Here is an 18,657-nt window from a genome sequence, read left to right as displayed (position 1 = left end):
GGACGAAATTGCGCTTAATCTGCTACTATCTATAATTAGTCACAAGCGGATGTGGTGGAACTGGTAGACACGCACGTTTGAGGGGCGTGTGGCTTACGCCTTGCGAGTTCGAGTCTCGCCATCCGCATTTTACTGTTATGCCGTGAAGGAAGCAGGGGAGAAATTATTGATTTCTCTTTTAGCAAAATGGTACTAATAGAAATACTGTTTAACTTTTAGCTTAGTGCTTGAGGTGGTTCATTATTTTAATTGCCCAGAGAGCCAAGCAAGGTAAGTGCTAGAACCAGCGATAATAGGAAGTGCAATCACTTCTGGAACTTCGTAAGAGTGTAGCTCCTGAATTCTTGCTTCTAGAGCCGGAAACTGACTTAAATCTGTTTTAATAATTAACTGCCACTCTGGTTCTTGACAAAGTTCTCCTTGCCAAGTGTAAGTTGATGAAACTGGGACGATACTGACACAAGCAGCCAACCGAGATTTGACTAAAGAAGTGGCGATCGCCTCTGCCTCTTGCTGTGAACCAGTACTCACTAATACCACACTGTATTGAGTTACATCAGAAGCACTGCTCATGATTGACTCTATGTAACTATACTCAACTTATTTCCCATTATGTTTAAGTGTACACCACTTGTCTGTTGAACCTTTTGTGCAAATTAACGGCGCTGGTTGGCTTGACGGTTTTTCAAGGTCGCTCCAGTTTTGATATTTAAGTCTTTCAAGATTTCCTGTGCTGCAACTTCGCCCGTTTCACAGCCTCCTTCCATATACCCTTGATAGTCATAGGAGCAGTGTTCGCCGGCAAACAGGAGGTTTCCTACACGTTCTCCTTCTTTGCCATAAAACTGGGACCACTGTCCGACTAAATAGCAAGCATAAGAACCTGCACTATATTGCTCTTTTGTCCAGTAAGCTCGAATTGCTTCTCCTGTGCGTTGGCTAAAAAGTCCAGGAAAGACTTGTTCGATTTGTCCATAAAATTTTTGCGCTTGAGCTTGTGTAGTTCCTCTTCCTATTTCGACTCCGTAACGTCCGCCACAAAAATTAGTCATCAAGCCACTTTCTGTAGATGAATAACGTGTTGGTTCCCAAGTATTCTGAAAACCCAAATCAGTAAACACAGAAGCAGTGGCTTGGTAGCGATCGCGCCAAACTCTTTCTTTGTATGCAGTAATTAACTTAGAGTTTGTACCGTAACATAAACCATTAATTACCTGACGTTTTGCAGGTGGCAAATCAACAGCAAGGTGTACTGTACGTAAAACACTAAAAGGAATAGTGAGTAAAACTCGTTCGTAGTTACGCTCAAATACTCTAGTTCCTGCCCGAAAGCTGGCGCGATAACGACCATCTGATAGACTGCGGATTGCTTCTAATTCAGTTTCTGTTTCTATAAAACTTGTCAACGGCTGTGCCAATCGTTGCAGAAGTTGCTGATTACCTCCGATAATGTGATAACGCTCATCACTATCGCCATAAATGCCAAATTCATCTGTATTTGTGGTAATTAAGTAGATTAGGTTGAGACTTGACTGTTCTGCGGCTTCACGACCATATTCTACTGTGTAAGCAATTGCGATCAGTTTGCGTAAAGTTGGGCTAATTGGCTGTTGTGCTAAATACTGTGTAATTGAAGTTCGATCTAGTTTAATTGCTTCTGGAGATTCTAGATTTTCTGCGATCGCTGCATCTTTCTCTAGAATTGGCGCTAAGGGGATAAAATCTTGAACAATCTGTTCTAAGGGAATTTTTCTGCCCTCAAAGTACCAAGTATCCTCTATTAATCCTCGATCTACAGCTGATAAATCGCTAAGCTGCAAGCCTAGTTCAGCTGCAAGCGCTTGAATATTCTGATGATCTGAATCAATAAATTCTCCTCCTAACTCAACTGTTGTGGAGGTTCCTGCGGCGTTGGCAAGGCTGCGGATTCTTCCGCCAATATGATTTCTGGCTTCAACAATTTCAACACCTACTCCGGCTTGATGTAGTCGATACGCAGCTGTTAATCCTGCAATTCCTGCGCCAACAATTAGTACTTTAGAACTTGCACCAACAGCCATACTGTGCCGTTTATGACTTAAAGTGACTCCAGCGATCGCACTTGCAGCAAAAAGTCCACCTTGGAGTAACCGTCGCCGTGAAGTTTTCTGATGCAGTATTTCTATTAATTCATTTGTCGGAATTCTGCTTTTATGTGATAACCGAGCAATATTACAAGCACGACGCAATCTCTTAATTAAGGCGAATTTAGCCATTTGCTTACTGTCATACAACCTGCTGTCGATAGAACTACCTTGAGTATGAACTTGTTCGTTCGTCTGACAATGGCTGCACCCAGTTATCAAATTCCGCAATTTAAAGCTGTATATATTAGGACATCTGAAAAGTCAGTTGTTTTAGGTAGTTCTAGACAATTTAAATACTAAACAAAACTAGCGCCACCTTGGTTTATATGTCTATTCGAGAATCTACTGAGAGATTCTTAAACAAGAGTAAATACAGACTTAATTTCAGTACAATTACAGTTCCAAATTAGCTGAAGTACAATACTAAGTTATAGACAAGGAATAAACTTGACCGTCAACGAGTAGTCGTGTAATTCCTTTAGCTTGGAGATGCGATCGCGTTTTTTGCAGCAATCTGCTATCTGGAATTTTGATGACTTTGTCTCGTTTCGTTGAAAAACGACGTGCTACTCGATGGTTATCAAACACAGGTAAAGTTCTTTCCTGAGTTTCACCAGTAGGAATTTGTCCCAAATCGCCAAACTCTCTGAGGGGACGTGTAATTAACTCAGATGCTCGATCGATGACTAAATAGCAAGTTTTTGGTAAAGACGCTTCTGATAGTGGTAGAACTTGTACCGAGACTCTGCTATTTTTTATTGGTCTAGAAACTGTGAAAGGTTCTTCATCAAAATCGTCATCTAAGTCGAGATCGTCAAGATCGTCATCATCTAAATCATCTTCCAAGTCATCGACATCATCTTCATCTTCGTCAATTAAATCTTCCCCAAGGATTTCTGTAATTGTGTCAGTGTCCTCTTCGACATCTTCTGCGATCGCAGAAGGATTGTTGTCAATCGCAAGCTGAGGACTCTCTTCTTGATTTGGTGTTGAGTTGCTATCAACATCTGCACTCAATGTATCGAGTAGTTGCAGTTGGTGCGCTGCTGGTTTTTTGACTAATTTTGGCTGTGGCTTTGGTGTGGCGCGTCTACCTCTGCGACTAGAAGTACGGACTGGTTCGACTTGCTCAGACTGCGGTTGTGCTTTTACGATTTGGATTTCACTATCAACTGATTCCGGCGCATTAGGCTCATCTTGCGTACTTTCTGAGTGAGGAGTGCGTGCAGCTCGTTTTGAAGCGATTAAAGATTCATACTCAGCTTCTGGTAAGGTAACTTTTAGTAGACGGCTAATTGTCGAATTACTGACACCATATCGTTCTGCCAACGTCGAGGTTGTTTCTCCGGTTTCCCGATACAGTTTAAGAATTTCACTTTTGTCAGCATCCAATAGTTTTTTCACGGTCATACCATAGGTTTTCCACAGCCCGTTTCTGCTTGCCTGAGCTTGCAGCGAAATCGGATTAGTACTTTATGTTATATAGCAGCGCTTATTATACAGACAATACTGTATCAGAAATAGAAACAACTTCGTTGAAGTATACCTGTAAAAGCTTTTAATTTTGTTGGTGTAGTCAAGTCAATTGCCTATTGGCAAATTAGTAACGAGAACATTGTTTTTCAAAATTCTTTGTCAAGGCTTGGTACAACCTCCGCCTTAAACGCCACTGATCCCTATTGTAGCGACAATTTTCATCGTGTATTGAGTGGTGCCGTAGTTTTCCTTGGTAGTCAAAAGATCTATATGGAATTTTGATACTATAGGCTAAGCTTGATAAAAATCAAAAAAATGCTAAAGAACGAGTTCTAGTTGCTATCATAGCAAAGTAGATTTTTATCCTGCCGTGGCCGAGTGGATGAGGCAACAACCTTCTAAGTTGTATCACGGGGGTTCGAATCCCTCCGGCAGGGCTTTTAGTGTAGCCAACAGTATAAAAGTACCATTTTGAGATCGCAAGTAAAGTTACGGAACTAGACACAAAAAACTGAACATGTTTGGTTCAGCGATCGCACTCAAGCGATGCAGTGCAGTTTCCAGGCAAAATAAGGGCATATAAGTAAAACAATATGTTAACCAGCCCCCGCAAAGGGGGCTTACTATTGGTCTAGTAATTGATTGACAGGCAACGCGATCATAAATTTGGCTCCTTGCCCTGGCTGACTTTCTGCGGTAAGAGTGCCGCGGTGTCGCTCCACAATTTTACGGCAGATTGCTAATCCCATGCCGGTGCCTTCGTATTCACTGCGATTATGCAACCGTTGAAAAACTTGAAAAATGCGGTCGAGATATTTGGCGTCAAAGCCAATACCGTTATCTTCTACTGTAATTTGACAAAGAGCGGCACTGCCTGAATCTGTAGTGAATTGTAGTTGTTCAACAATCTGACTAGAGATCTTCACGCAAGGAGGTTCATTTGCTCGACGAAATTTGAGGGCGTTACCAATTAGATTCTGGAATAACTGACGCATTTGTAAAGGATCGGCACTTATAGTAGGCAACTCGCTTACCTCCACACGCCCCCCAGTTTGCTGAATTAGTACTTCCAAATCAGACAATACTTCTGCGATCACCTCAGCAAGAACAACCGAAACAAGGGGTTGCGCTCTAGTAGTGAGACGAGAGAATATTAATAAATCGTCAATCAAAGTTTGCATTCGGTGAGCTGCGTTCTGCATCCGCTGGATATAGTCACGTCCTTGTTCATTAAGTACATCGCGATATTTATCTTGTAGTCGGTTGCCAAATGCCTGAATTTTCCGTAGTGGTTCTTGCAGATCGTGAGACGCAATTGAGGCAAACTGTTGCAGTTCAGCATTAGAGCGGGCTAGCTGCTGCGAGAATCGGGTTTCTTGTTCTAAAAGTTGAGCTTGAGTTAAAGCTATGCCAATTTGATCTGCTAGCTGGCGCAGCAGTTCTGTTTCAAAGTCAGTCCAATATCGAGGGTTAGCACATTGATGGGCAACTAATAAACCCCAGAGTTCCTGCTTGATAATAATGGGAACAACGAGTTTTGCCTTAACACTAAATTGCTGAACAAACTCGACTAAACAAGGAGAGATGTTTTCTTCTTTTTCTACATCGGTAATTCGGCAAATGCGTCCCAGCAAGTATAACTGGCGGTAATCTTCTGGAAAAACTTCCTCAGGAAATTTTTGTCCTAAAATTGCAACCCAACCAGGAAGAACGGCTTCTGCAACTGAGCTACCAGTGCCATCTGACCAGAAACGATAAATTAAAACTCGATCTGCTTGGAGAATCTTCTGGACTTCAGCCACAGCAGTTTGTAGCACTTCTTTGAGTTGAAGAGATTGACGAATCTTGAATGTAACTTCAGCAAACAACTGCGATCGCTGATATTGGCGTTGGAGTTCTTGTTCAGCTTGCTTGCGTTCGGTAATGTCGCGTGTCACTTTTGAGAAGCCACGCAGTCCTTTTTCGTCTCGTAACGCTGCGATCGCAACATCAGCCCAAAATCGCGAACCATCTTTACGAACTCGCCATCCTTCATCTTTGACTTGACCTTCCTCCGCGGCTATTTGGAGTAATTGCTGAGGTTTACCAGACTGCAAATCTGCCTCAGGATAAAAGCAAGAAAAATGTCGTCCAATAATTTCTGTTGCTTGATAACCTTTAATGCGTTCTGCACCTGTGTTCCAACTGACAATACAACCTTCAGCGTCAAGCATAAAAATTGCGTAGTCCTTGATCCCTTCAATTGCCAAGCGAAATCGTTCCTCGCTTTGGCGCAGTGCTTCCTCTTGTTGCTGACGTTGTTTAATTTCTTGCTCTAGCTGTAGATTTTGTGCTTGTAGTTGCTTATTGAGATTGCGCAGACGCAGATGTGTTTGTACCCTAGCTAAAACTTCTTCATGTTGCAGCGGCTTGGTAATATAATCAACTGCTCCTACTTGTAATCCCTTAACCTTATCTACTGTTTCAGATAAAGCAGTCATAAAAATGACTGGAATGTCGCGCGTGGCTTCCTGTGCTTTGAGACGGCGACACGTTTCAAAACCATCTATGCCTGGCATCACAATATCAAGCAGGATCAGTTCAGGCGAGGCATATTCTGCTTTCTGAAGGGCACTTTCACCATCTTCTGCAATTAGTATCTTGAAACCGCAATCAGTTAAAAAACTAAACAACACCTCTAAATTAGCAGGCGTGTCATCAACAATTAGGATGATATATTCTGTTGTCGCCACACTCACTTAAACCCCTGCATATTTTTTGACAAACTCCAAAATTTGTCTCTCTTTATAACCTTTGGCAAGTTGACGGAGATGGAGGGCAAATGGTAGGTATCGCCGATCCAATGCTTCGATTTTAGCGGTTTGTTCAAGAATACTTTTAAGATCGCCCATCATTGCCAAATCAAGTAAAACTGTCATTTCCTCTGCTGGAGGAGGAATAATGTCTGCTATCAATTGCTGTTGGGAAGAAGCTAAATCTTGTGCTGTGGTTTCTTCTTCATACACCCAATTTAAACCTAAATAAATTTTTAATTTTTCTAGCAACTCTGTTTCTCGAATTGGCTTAGAGAGAAAATCGTCACAACCAACTGCTTGACTTTGCTGTCTGTCAAATTCAAAAACACTTGCTGAAATGGCAATCACAACAACATCTGCGAGATCTGGTAATGTCCTCAGGCGACGAGCCGTTTCAAAACCATCCATTGCAGGCATCACTAAGTCTATAAAAATACAATCAGGTTTAAATTTTTGGACTTTGGCAAGACAATCTAAGCCGTCTGTTGCTTCTACGACTTCAAACCCTAGTGGTTCTAGCATACTGACTAAGACAGAACGATTAGAGGGTTTGTCGTCTACGACGAGAATTCTTCGTTTTTTGCTTTCAAAACCAATAATTCTGCGGACATCTGGGCTAACAACTTGAGTCGATTGGCACCTGGGTAGATTTAATGCAAATGAAAAGACACTTCCTTGACCTAAAGTACTCTGTACCGTTATGTCACTACCCATCATTCGTACCAACTGCCGACTGATTGCTAAACCCAAGCCTGTGCCTTCTGTATAATGGCGATGTTCGCCTACCTGTTGAAATGGCAAAAAGATTTCTGACAATTGCTCTGCTGCTATGCCAACGCCTGTATCTGTGACTTGAAATAACAGTTGGCGATCGCGATTGCTGACTCGAAAATTCACGCTACCCTCTTCGGTAAACTTAATCGCATTACCTAATAAGTTGAGCAATATTTGGCGCAGTCGCTTTTCATCAGCTCGCACAAATTGAGGAAGTGTTGATGGTAATTCGGCTGTTAAAGAAATTTGTTTTTGTGCTGCACGAATTTGGCAGATTGCTACAATGTCCTCTAAAAACGAAGGAAAATGGAAATCATGGGGATCGAGTTCCATTTTCTGAGCTTCAATTTTGGACAAATCTAGAATATCGTTGATCAGAATTAGGAGATGCTCGCCACAGCGATGAATGATGTCCAACCCATTCTTTTGCTGCTCAGTTAAGGTTTTCTCTTTTTTGAGGATTTGAGCATAACCCAAAATACCATTGAGCGGTGTCCGTAGTTCGTGGCTCATATTGGCGAGAAATTGACTTTTGGCACGATTCGCTGATTCAGCAGCTTCCTCAGCTCGTTGGCGATCGCGAATTTCTTGTTGCAGTTGTGAATTCTTATCTTGTAACTCTAGGGTTCGTTCTGCTACTTTTGCTTCTAGTGTTCTGTTGTAATTCTCTAGATCTTCGTAGAGACGAGCATTTTCAATTGAGATGGCTGCTTGCGCTGCCAAAAGTTGCAAAACTTCTAGGCGATCGCGCGTAAAAGCTCCTACTGTCAGATTGTTCTCTAGGTAAAGAATACCCGTCAATCGACCTTGGTGGAGAATGGGCGTGCATAAAACCGATTTTGGTTTGTGTTCAATAATGTAAGGATCGGCAGCAAAGATTTCTTCTGTTGTTGCATTATTAAGAACGATCGCTTCTTGTGTTCTGACAACATAATTAATGACAGAGATAGGAAGTAGGCGATCGCATTCTACTGTTTCATCAACGACGCCTCCGGATGCTTTAATAACAAGTTCTCCAGCTTGATCTAAAAGTAAAAAGCCCTTTTGAGCACCTGCATTCTCCAGCACAATTTGGATCAGCTTTGTGAGTAAGTTGTTTAAGACAATTTCACTAGAAAGCGCTTGCGAGGCTTTGATTACCGTTGCTAAATCTAGGTTTCTTGATACCTCTTCACTGTTGCCTTGTTTCGTTTGTGCCAGAACGTAAGGATATTGAGTTGCTAGATCTTTAACTTTTGCGGTTGCTCCCCAACGCAGATAGCCGTAGTAAGCCTCAACTAAATAAACTTGAGCAACTTTGTTTCTACCTTGGGAAAAATAAAATTCTGCGGCTAATTCATTTGCCAAAGCTTCTTCTTGCAGATAACCTTGCTCTTTGGCTTGGGCGATCGCGCGATCGTAATACTCCATCGCTTGCCAATGTTGACTTAATACCCGTGCTTTCTCTGCTTCTACTAACTCATACTTATGCTGAAAATTCATGGGGGCGTGGTTCGCCCATCTTCGCATCTTTTCTTGGTTGTTCTCCACTCTTTGCAAAAGGTGTTCTTGCTGTGTAGGAGGTGCTGATGCATATAGGGCTAATTGTGTTAAAGAATCGTAGAAATGGAACACTGGTACAACAAGAAATGCTTTCACCCCGTCTAAATATTCTTCAGCGCCAACAGCATTGACTAACGCGCGATCGTATTTTCTAAATAAATAACAAAGAAGGAGCTTATTTAAATAAAAATAATGTAGTCCAGTTCGGTCATTGGCTTTTTCGAGCAGTGGTAATGATTGCTCCTCGTTGTATGCATCACCAATTAGGTAGCAATGGTTTTCAGATGAATCTAACAGATTAAGAATCGCTTGCTGAAAAATTTGATTCCAACTTAAGGCATTTTCTTGTTTAAGTTGAGCCAAAGTACTACTAGTAGTTGCCATTTCTTGTTCAAGTTTTGTCAATTCTTGACCGATAAGGTAAGAATATTGACTTTTTTGCATTCCAGCATAGCCACCATATTCAAAATGACCATTTTCTAGCCCGCTTTGATATCCATCAAGTAACAGTGGTAAAGTTTCCCTAGCATGAACTTTCCCATGAATTGTACACGCTCCAGCAACAAAGAATACGCTTGCCTTGAGTTCTAGGGCATTAAACTTTTCAACTAAACTGAAAGCCAACTTGCCAAACTTGTAGGCTGACTCAATATCTTGAACAACTCCGTTTAAAATGACACCATAACAGGCATATCCATAAGCAGAAAAAGGCGCATTGCCATATTTAAGTGATAAATTCACTTGTTCGCACACAATTAGCGGAAACAGTGTAGGTGCAGCTTGATAGGTAGGAGAACCCACACTTGTGAGCATGCGTATGGCTACTAGCTTATCTACCTCTGTCATCACAGGTAGATCGATCAAATCTTCAATATTCTTTCCAGTAAGATTTGTTGCTGTTTGATTTAATGTTTGCTCAATATCTGAAGGGTTAGGCTCCTCTATCAACTTTATCCCTAGTAGCTCCAGTGCTTGTAATCCAATTTTGACAGCTTCGAGTTGTTTAACTTGCGCCATGCAAGCTTGAATTTTAACTTCATAGACTTTCATCTTGTCAATATGAGCATTTGCATGTTGGAGAACATCTGTTATACATTTCTCCATTTGCTCGAAATCGCCGTTAAGATAAGCTGTTTCTGCTGCTAATTCATGAAGTGCTAGTGTTAGTTCATAATGATGAAGCCAGCTATCAACTGTTAATAACCCCAACCCTATATTGAGATACCGTGTTGCTGAATCATATGCCGTTGCTATTTTTGCTTTCCGACCTGCAATAAGATTAAGTTGGGCTAGCTCATATTTTTCTGATTCAGTACTAAGTAAGTCAGTACCATAATTGAGTTGATTTACTAAAGAAAAAATATTCTCTTCAATTTCTTCGGTTTTGGTATTTTGTAATAGTAACTGACCAATTTTTAAGTGAGTTAGTTTTTTTTGTGAATCTGGGATAAGTAAGTAAGCTGCTTGTTGTACGCGGTCGTGTAAAAATTTGTAGCTAATTTTTAAATATTCAAATTGTGCTACTGAGTTTAGATCGAGTACCAAGGGAATCTTGTAAGTTTCAGAAAGTGGCAAGATTAGACCTTTTTGTAGCGCTTCCCACAAATCGGTAGCTGTTTTTGATGGAGATTGTTCATTAACAATGGCTAAAACATCTAAAGTAAATTTATCTCCTATGCAAGCAGCAAATCTAAGAACGTTTTGTGTTTTCTGTGATAATTTTTGAATTTGACTAACCATTAATTCGACAACATTGTCAGCGATTTCAATACCTTGAAGTTGATCAATGTTCCATTGCCAGCAACCTTCACTGAAATTAAAAAATAAGAGATTGTCTTGATAAAGCGATTTGAGTAGCTGAGTTAAGAAAAAGGGATTTCCCTGTGTTTTGTGAAATACTAACTCAGCCAGTGATATTACTTGTCTCGTATGACTGCGGAGAGTATCGCTCACTAATTGGTTGACATGCCTAATTTGCAAAGGCTGGAGGACAATATTATTTACTGTCGCGTGTTGCACGTCGTTCAAAGTTGACATTAACGGATGTGTCGCACTAACTTCATTATCGCGATAAGCACCAATCAGCAACAGATATTGACTATCTGGATTACTAGCAATCAGTTGAATTAGTTTTAATGAAGCTAAATCTGCCCACTGCAAATCATCTAGAAAGATGACTAGTGGATGTTCTGGCTGAGTAAATACGCGAATAAATTGTTGGAATACTCGATTAAATCGGTTTTGAGATTCAGTTAAGCCTAAAATAGGAACTGCTGGTTGCGTGCCAATAATGCGTTCAACTTCAGGAATAACATCAATAATAATCTGACCATTAGAACCTAATGCTGTTAAAAGTTTTGTTTGCCATATGGCAATTGCATGGCTACTTTCTGTCAGTAACTGTCGGATTAATTCTTGAAATGCTTGAATGAGAGAAGCATAAGGAATATTACGTTTAAACTGATCGAATTTTCCTGTAATGAAATAACCCTGCGCTGCAACAATTGGTTTATGGACTTCATTAACTAGAGAAGATTTACCGATTCCAGAGTAACCACTGACTAACATTATTTCAGTTGCTCCCTGGCTGACTCGTTTAAAAGCGTTAATTAAGAGATCAACTTCTTGTTCGCGACCATAAAGTTTTTGTGGAATCAGAAATTGACTGTACGAATCTAGTTTTCCAGCAGCAAAGTCAGAAATTTCTCTATGTGTCTGTAGCATTCTCAGGCAAGTTTCTAGATCAGCCTTTAAACCCAAGGCACTTTGGTAGCGATCTTCTGCAGTTTTTGCCAACAACTTCATGACTATTTCTGAAATAACTTGAGGAATTTCGGGATTGATTTCTCTAGGTGGTAATGCTGTTTTTGCAATATGACTATGAACTAGTTCTAAGGGATTATTTGTTTGAAAAGGTCGCTGTCCTATCAGCATTTCATAAAAGATGACGCCCAAAGAATAAAAGTCAGTCCGGTAATCAATTGAGCGATTCATTCTTCCTGTTTGTTCAGGAGATATATAGATAAGATTGCCTTCAAGCAAATGGGGGTGTCGAGTGCTTTGATTTTCTCTTGATAAGCGTGAAGAATGACTAAGATCAATAATGAGAATTTGGTTACAGTTAACCAAGATATTGCCTGGTTGAAGATTTTTGTGAACAATACTATTTTGATGTAATTCAGCAACAGTTGTGACTATTTGGATAGCGATCGCTAAAAAATCTTTTAACTCAAAACGCTTTGTAACTAATTTCTCTAAAGATTCCCCAGCAAAATCTGTACATATGAGGGCTAAACCATTTTGATAGTTTTCCAAAGACAGTGGTTTAAGCAGTCCGTTTATGTCCAATTCTTGGAGAATTTTGTACTCGTGTTTTAAGTAAGTCAGTTCTGCAATGGATGGCTGCTCAGCATTAAGCGTTTTAATAATAACTGAGGTTTGGTCTAACTCTCGATAAGCGCGATAAGTAATCGTATCTGTACTTTGGCAAATAATGTCTAGCGGTGTATAACCAGCGATCGCAAGGCTCATATTCTTTCAACGCTTATGGAGTATGCCGTTTAATTGACTGTGTAAAATTGGCAGCTTTTCAAGGATATTTTCAAGTTACCTCAATTGAAGCGATCGTGCAGCAAGCAGGTTGTCAGGAGTCATATAGCTGAATACTATGAGATTTATGTTACTTGGCGATCGCACGAACGTTACAGAATTAGGCTTCAGCTATTCCATTAGCTCAGTTCTCAGCTCTGTGTACGATCAGAAAGCAGTGGAGAATAAATTGAAGAATGTCTGTGTTTGAAAGCGAATCAGTTAACGTGCTGGTTGTTGGTGCAAATCGAGGAATTGGACTAGGGTTTGTGCAAAATCTATTGCAAGGCGATCGCATAGGGCGAGTTTATGCTACCTATCGTAATTTAGCGAGTGCAGAATTAACGACACTCCAAGAACAATATCCGCAACGCCTCGGTTTAATCTCAATCGACATCACCAATGAATCGCAAATTGCCCAAGGTATAGCTCAAATTCAGCACCAAGTTGACAAATTACACCTTGTACTCTACTGCGTCGGTTTTCTCCATGAAGGCAGTATTCAACCAGAAAAAAGTTTACAGCAAATTCATGCGGAACATTTGCTACGTTACTTTCAAGTCAATAGCATTGGTGCAGTGTTAATTGCTAAACATGTACTACCATTACTCAAGCACGGCGATCGCAATGTGTTTGCTTGTATTTCTGCTAAGGTTGGTAGCATCGGAGATAATCACTTAGGGGGCTGGTATGGCTACCGCGCCTCAAAAGCAGCCTTGAATATGTTCGTACGCACGACAGCGATCGAATACAGTCGCAAAAGCCCTCGCACTCTTGTTGTTGTACTTCATCCTGGCACAACCGATACACGTTTGTCTCAGCCCTTCCAGCGTAGTGTACGCCCAGACAAGTTATTTTCTGTCGAACGAAGTGTAACCCAACTATTGAAAGTCATCGAGGCACTGCAACCAGATGATAGCGGGCAGTTTTTCTCTTGGGATGGTAGTCGTTTGCCTTGGTGAGGAGAGTTTTGAGTTTTGAGTTTAAGAAAGTTAAGAAAATTCTAATACCTCCGGCACCTTTCTTCGCAAAAAATGCACTAAACAAAGTCCACGGAGGCGGACTTACCTTTAAACCTTACTTTAGTGTACGAAGGTACACTTTGCTTGAGTAGCCCCGACTTCAGTCGAGGGCATCATTATTGAACAACTACCAAGAGGACACTTGACGAGTTAAACTTATGAGAGCTTTTAGATAACCTAAAAGCCCATGACGAGGATTGAACTCGTGACCTCTTCATTACCAATGAAGTGCTCTACCACTGAGCTACATGGGCAAAATTTGAGGTGGGCCGAGCTGGATTTGAACCAGCGTAGGTGTAAACCAGCGGATTTACAGTCCGCCCCCATTAACCACTCGGGCATCGACCCTTTTAACCCACGATTTATTATATTACCGTAACTTTTTCAAAAAAGAAAGTATTTTTTTACAATTATTTGCCTTTAAAGCTTGGTAATTGGAAAGAATATCCGTCACCTATTACCTATTACCTGACTTATGCTCATCTACTTAGGTTAAAAGTTCTCCAGTTTCCTGCAATGAGTGCAAACGACGGTAAATACCTCGTTGACGCAGTAATTCGTCGTGACTGCCGACTTCAACAATTTTACCTTGGTCAAGAACAACAATTTTGTCTGCTTCACGTACAGTACTAAGACGGTGAGCAATAATGATTGTAGTCCGCGTACCCAAAATTGAGCGCATGGCAAGTTGAATCGAACGTTCCGATTCGTAATCTAAACTTGAGGTTGCTTCATCAAATATCAAAACATCAGGATCGACTAACAGCGATCGCGCAATTCCTAACCTTTGTCTTTGTCCACCCGATAACCGCAAACCTCTTTCACCAACTACCGTATTGTATCCTTGCGGCATTTGTTGAATAACTTCATCTAATCTCGCAATCCGACAAGCCTCTTCAACTTGTGCGAAACTGACATGAGGATTACCGTAGGTCAGGTTATCAAGCAAAGTTCCATTAAAAACATCAACTTCTTGATGCACAATTGCCAAACGGCGGCGATATCCAGCAACATCTAGATCGTGAATATCGTGACCATCAATTAGAATTTGACCTTGATTAGGTTCAAAATAACGAAACAGTAGCTTCACTAAAGTCGATTTACCCGAACCTGAGCGTCCAACTAGTGCCACAGTTTGATAAGGTTCGATTAGTAAGTTAATATCCTTAAGAACTGGGCGATCGGGGTCATAACCAAAAGTTAGGTGAGAAAACTCGACTTTGCCTGTAAAGTCATACATTCTTATATTTGAGGATGCACTCACCAAACTTGCTGCATCTTTCCCCGTTGGTTGCTGCATAAACTCATGAAAACGCAGCATGGAAGCATAACGGCGTGCAAAAATCTCTGCTAAGTTACTGATTGGTTCGAGTTCAGCATACGCCATACTAGAAATTGTTAGTGTTGTAACAAAATGTCCAATGGAAATTTGTCCTCCTAGAGTAGCTGCAAGTGCTAAACCTAACACGGCAAAAACACAAAACTGAACGATAGTTCTTTGCCAAGTCGATAACTTGATGTAACCCAAGTGAATGCGATAAATAACGACTTGCAGTTCGCGATCTAAACGTTGTCGTTGGCGCTTTAACTCTGCGGCTTCAGTTGCAAAAGCTTTGACAGTTTTGATATTGGTAACAATTTCCGAGGTGCGGCTTTGGGTATTTTCCATATACCGATCTAGCCGTCGTTCTTGATCCATCAACTGCTTTAAGTCTTTAAGACTAAAACTGAGAATGAAGATGAAGGACACAAGAAACAACAACGCAATCCGCCACTCAATAAACCAAATAATTAAGAAAATGCCTAAGACTCTCAATAACTTGGGAATCAATTGTCCGGCAATTTCTGGATAAGTCCAAGTGTGATTTTCGAGTCCTCTTGCTACTCGTCCCGCAATTCTTCCAGGATTATTTTCGTCATAAAATTCTAGTGGTAGGGTGAGGATTTTTTCTAGTGTTTTTTGGGCATGATCGCGACGGGTACGTAAGGCAATATCCCAATGAAACCACCAGCTTAACCAAACTTGTAGTGGGGCACGTACTACAGTCACTAAGAAGACTAAGCCTAACAGTACTGCTAATGAAAAGAATTGATTGACAGGCAATCGCGTTATCTGGGAAATAGTTGCGATCGCATTTTGAACTATCCCATCTACAGGTTGATTTGAGAGTACATTTAAAATTTGTCCGATCGCATACGGCACAATCAGATCGATAATTTCAAATACGCTAGCTGCCGCAATACTAAAAATTGCGATCGCTCGATAATCTTTATAGTAATTGAGGATATCGCGCAAATTTGCCATATTGCTGTACCAACTAAACGGCTGCGATCGCAGCTTCTATAATACATAATACTACAAATAATACAAAAAATTACGTGACTTTCTTGTATAGATAGAACAAACTCATGGTGTAAAAACCTGTGAAGACAGGTTTTGTCTATGTAGCCGCGGTTTCAACCGTTGGCTTTCTTTTGTGTTTTTGGCACATTAACAGGACTAAATTCTAACCGATAGCGATAAAGTGCCACAGGTCGAGAAGCCGTAGCAAAGTAGTCTGGGTAGTCTGGGTCTTGAGGAGACAAAAAGACAGCAGTAACTTGATCAGCTTCAATCGTAGAAGGAAATTGTGGCAAGTATTGGTAAGCAGTTGTTGATTCAACTTCATTAAAATAAGGACGCGACTGGGCAGCACGAAAGAATTGCTGAAACACTTCGGTTGTGATAAATTGATCGTCTTTTGGTTTTTCAGTAGCACGACCAGAGACAATGGAAACTAACTGGCGATCGCCTTTCAGTAACGTAATCTGACGATTAGGAGACTTTGGATCGACTTTTACAGCAATGACTGTGTTACCCAGATATGCTTTTGCCAAACTCAACCCATTAAAAGCCCGATCTGCAACTATTGCAGAAGATTTAAATAACTTATCTTTCCCAAACCGAACTTGAAAACTAACTGGCTGCTGTAAATTTTGACGATTACTCTCAAAACCAGGAGTCACAATATCGGGTGCTAAAGGTGCAACCGCATCAATCAGAGTACTTTTTACATTCCAAGTCCCAGCCATCCAGTCTGGATAAACCAAGTCTCCTTTAGCTACCTGTACCACAGGCTTATCCCAATCAGGAAAACTTGCCAATCGCTCAGCTAATTGCCCAGCCACAGCCTCGTTACCGCCCAAAAACAAGGCAACAACGAGACACAAACCCCAAAAGATTTTCACTACTGGTATTCTCTGTACATTCTCTCTTCTCTATGTCCTCTGCACACGCCAGTTCTCTCAACGGAGGACACCTCCGCACGAGACTGGCTCTTGTGTGGTTCAATTCCCACTACAAACTCTCCACCGGAGTCGGTTCCCAAACTTCGCCATACTGCTCGCGTAAAGCTTGCCAAGCCTCGACTTGCCCTGGCTCGTACTCTCCTGGTTTACCCCATTGCAGAAATGCACTCAGTGCTGGTTTTCCTTCTTTATCTAAAAACCGAATTGCATAAGTTGTAAAGTTACCTCGCTTTGCCTCACCTGTTTCAAACTTTACTTGCTGAATTTCATCCATATTGAGATGAAATTCAAACCCTGCAGTATGCATATTTGCATATTTCCCTTTGGGCAACTCGGCATAAAATATCTTCTCTAGCTTGCCACGTGCTTCCAAAACAGCTGCACTACTCGTCACAATCAAACGCAGCGTTGATAACGTTTCACAAGCTTCCAAAAATTCTTTTAATGTCGCACTCATAATTATTTAAGAATAGGGATAGAGAGTAAAGGAGCTTCAGGTGCAGAGGAGAAATACTAAATATAAACTTCTTTTTGACTAGCAACTAGCCACTCTTTCACTATCCACTAGCAACTCACTCTTCTCTTGCCTCAGCATAGTAGCTTATTTTTCGTAGCGTTCGTAAGCTTCGACAATTCTTTGTACTAGAGGATGTCGCACAACGTCTTTTTGAGAAAATTCGCAAAAGCCGATACCTTCGACATGGCGCAAGAGATTGAGTGCGACAGCTAATCCTGACTCTTGGTGTCCTGGTAAGTCAGTTTGGGTCATATCTCCAGTAACTACCATACGCGAACGAAAACCAAGACGTGTTAGCACCATCTTCATCTGAGCGGGTGTCGTGTTTTGGGCTTCATCGACAATCACAAAAGCTTTGTTTAAAGTACGCCCGCGCATATAAGCTAAAGGAGCAACTTCAATCACACCTCGTTCCATCAAACTGGGCATTTTTTCTGGATCAATGAATTCATGTAAGGCATCATAAAGCGGACGCAAGAAAGGATTAACTTTTTGCTGCAAGTCTCCTGGTAAAAAGCCGAGTTTTTCTCCTGCTTCAACGGCTGGGCGCGTGAGAATTAGTCTCTCATATTGATTTGCTAAGAGTGCTTGTGCAGCAATCACAACCGCCAGAAAGGTTTTACCTGTACCTGCGGGTCCTGTACAAAAAGTCAAGTCATTTTTATGAATTGCTTGAATGTACTGTCGCTGTTTGAAGGTTTTAGCACGAACTTCCTCTCCTTGGCGGGTTCTTGCCAAAATATTACGCTGCAAATCTTGTAGATCGTTCTCGCGATGAGTATCTAACGCTTGACGTGCTGTGAGAATGTCAGCTAAAGCAATACTGTTTCCTTTGAGCCATAGATCAGATAGCGATCGCACTAATGTTTGGGCAAGTTCGATTTGCTTTTCGGTTCCGGAAATGTGTAGTTCTTGTCCGCGCAGCACAAATGTTGCGCCAGTTTGTCGCGATAGGGTTTTTAAATTTTCTTCATGCTCCCCAGAAAGTGCGATCGCACTTTCTGGACTCGGCAGTTGAATCGTTGATGCCTCTGCCATAAAATATCTTAAGTCTTGATAAATTTAATAACTAAACTTTAGGGGTTAGTTCGAGCTTCTGAACCAACCCCCAATCATTCACTTTGCGCTTTTCTGATCAAGTTCTTTAGTGAATCCTTGATATTGTCTATTGAACGCTGGAGCGCGATCGCAGTCTAACATTAGGTTTAGAAGTTGTTCTGCGCTTTTGCTGAGATGGTTTAGTTCCGATCTCTGCAGATGTATCCGCTGTCAAATCGCGCTCTTGAGCATCACCACCGTAGATATCTAGGTAGACTGATTGCTCTGCTATTGCACCGGCTGCTGCAATGACGGTTCTAATTGCTTGAATATTGCGTCCACCTCTACCATAAATTTTGCCTTTATCTTCACTTTCAAAGGCTACACGCACCCAAACTTTCCTATTACTTTGAGACACTTCGCAGTCTACACTCAAAGAGTCAGGATTTTCTAAAAATGGTTGAATGAGAAACTTGACCAATTTGGTGTAG

At 41.2% G+C, this 18,657-nt stretch carries 11 protein-coding genes and 4 tRNA genes; 3 read left to right on the top strand and 12 right to left on the bottom strand.

The features are described 5' to 3' along the window. Nucleotides 1-45 precede the first annotated feature (45 nt). A tRNA-Leu gene (locus IQ230_RS18445) sits at nt 46-127 on the top strand. 113 nt (nt 128-240) lie between these two features. On the opposite strand, the gene cutA is transcribed toward IQ230_RS18445, so the two are convergent. From cutA to IQ230_RS18430, 3 genes are all read right to left on the bottom strand, one after another. After that, nucleotides 241-573, bottom strand: coding sequence for a divalent-cation tolerance protein CutA (cutA, locus tag IQ230_RS18440; RefSeq protein WP_193933726.1), 333 nt, complete (start codon nt 571-573; stop codon nt 241-243). An 83-nt stretch (nt 574-656) separates the two neighbouring features. Further along, a complete protein-coding gene (locus IQ230_RS18435) occupies nt 657-2,255 on the bottom strand; it encodes a flavin monoamine oxidase family protein (protein WP_193933725.1) in 1,599 nt (532 codons plus the stop codon). A 294-nt stretch (nt 2,256-2,549) separates the two neighbouring features. Further along, nucleotides 2,550-3,536, bottom strand: a complete 987-nt coding sequence (locus tag IQ230_RS18430) for a helix-turn-helix domain-containing protein (protein ID WP_193933724.1) — start codon at nt 3,534-3,536, stop codon at nt 2,550-2,552. A gap of 430 nt (nt 3,537-3,966) precedes the next feature. Here IQ230_RS18430 and IQ230_RS18425 point away from each other — a divergent pair. Continuing rightward, nucleotides 3,967-4,039, top strand: a tRNA-Arg gene (locus tag IQ230_RS18425). 186 nt (nt 4,040-4,225) lie between these two features. Here the strand turns inward: IQ230_RS18425 and IQ230_RS18420 are convergent. Both IQ230_RS18420 and IQ230_RS18415 read right to left on the bottom strand, forming a co-directional pair. Further along, nucleotides 4,226-6,334 carry a response regulator gene (locus IQ230_RS18420; protein WP_322742471.1) on the bottom strand — a complete coding sequence of 703 codons (2,109 nt, stop codon included), beginning with the start codon at nt 6,332-6,334 and terminating at the stop codon, nt 4,226-4,228. Nucleotides 6,335-6,340: 6 nt separating this feature from the next. Next, nucleotides 6,341-12,244, bottom strand: a complete 5,904-nt coding sequence (locus IQ230_RS18415) for a hybrid sensor histidine kinase/response regulator (protein ID WP_193933723.1) — start codon at nt 12,242-12,244, stop codon at nt 6,341-6,343. A gap of 254 nt (nt 12,245-12,498) precedes the next feature. On the opposite strand from IQ230_RS18415, the gene IQ230_RS18410 reads away from it, so the two are divergent. Next, nucleotides 12,499-13,263, top strand: a complete 765-nt coding sequence (locus IQ230_RS18410; RefSeq protein ID WP_193933722.1) for an SDR family NAD(P)-dependent oxidoreductase — start codon at nt 12,499-12,501, stop codon at nt 13,261-13,263. Between the two features lie 242 nt (nt 13,264-13,505). Here IQ230_RS18410 and IQ230_RS18405 read toward each other — a convergent pair. The 7 genes from IQ230_RS18405 to IQ230_RS18375 all read right to left on the bottom strand — a co-directional run bounded on the left by IQ230_RS18405 (nt 13,506) and on the right by IQ230_RS18375 (nt 18,647). After that, a tRNA-Thr gene (locus IQ230_RS18405) sits at nt 13,506-13,577 on the bottom strand. A gap of 11 nt (nt 13,578-13,588) precedes the next feature. Next, a tRNA-Tyr gene (locus tag IQ230_RS18400) sits at nt 13,589-13,671 on the bottom strand. Nucleotides 13,672-13,810: 139 nt separating this feature from the next. Then, nucleotides 13,811-15,628: an ABC transporter ATP-binding protein gene (locus IQ230_RS18395; RefSeq protein WP_193933721.1), complete on the bottom strand. Its 1,818-nt coding sequence runs from the start codon at nt 15,626-15,628 to the stop codon at nt 13,811-13,813. Nucleotides 15,629-15,780: 152 nt separating this feature from the next. Beyond that, nucleotides 15,781-16,551 (bottom strand): DUF6816 family protein, encoded by a 771-nt coding sequence (locus IQ230_RS18390; protein WP_322742470.1) that lies wholly within the window; start codon nt 16,549-16,551, stop codon nt 15,781-15,783. Nucleotides 16,552-16,660: 109 nt separating this feature from the next. Next, entirely contained in the window at nt 16,661-17,068 is a 408-nt protein-coding gene (locus IQ230_RS18385; protein ID WP_193933720.1) for a ChuX/HutX family heme-like substrate-binding protein, read from the bottom strand. Nucleotides 17,069-17,212: 144 nt separating this feature from the next. Beyond that, the gene (locus tag IQ230_RS18380) at nt 17,213-18,166 is read right to left on the bottom strand and encodes a PhoH family protein (RefSeq protein WP_193933719.1); all 954 of its coding nucleotides are present in this window, start codon (nt 18,164-18,166) and stop codon (nt 17,213-17,215) included. A gap of 127 nt (nt 18,167-18,293) precedes the next feature. Further along, nucleotides 18,294-18,647: a KH domain-containing protein gene (locus tag IQ230_RS18375; protein WP_265576232.1), complete on the bottom strand. Its 354-nt coding sequence runs from the start codon at nt 18,645-18,647 to the stop codon at nt 18,294-18,296. Nucleotides 18,648-18,657 lie beyond the last annotated feature (10 nt).

The sequence above is a fragment of the Gloeocapsopsis crepidinum LEGE 06123 genome (assembly GCF_015207655.1).
Classification (GTDB): Bacteria; Cyanobacteriota; Cyanobacteriia; order Cyanobacteriales; family Chroococcidiopsidaceae; genus Gloeocapsopsis; species Gloeocapsopsis crepidinum.
The sequence above is the reverse complement of the archived record's forward strand: the minus strand, read 5'-3'. Positions and strand labels throughout refer to the sequence as shown.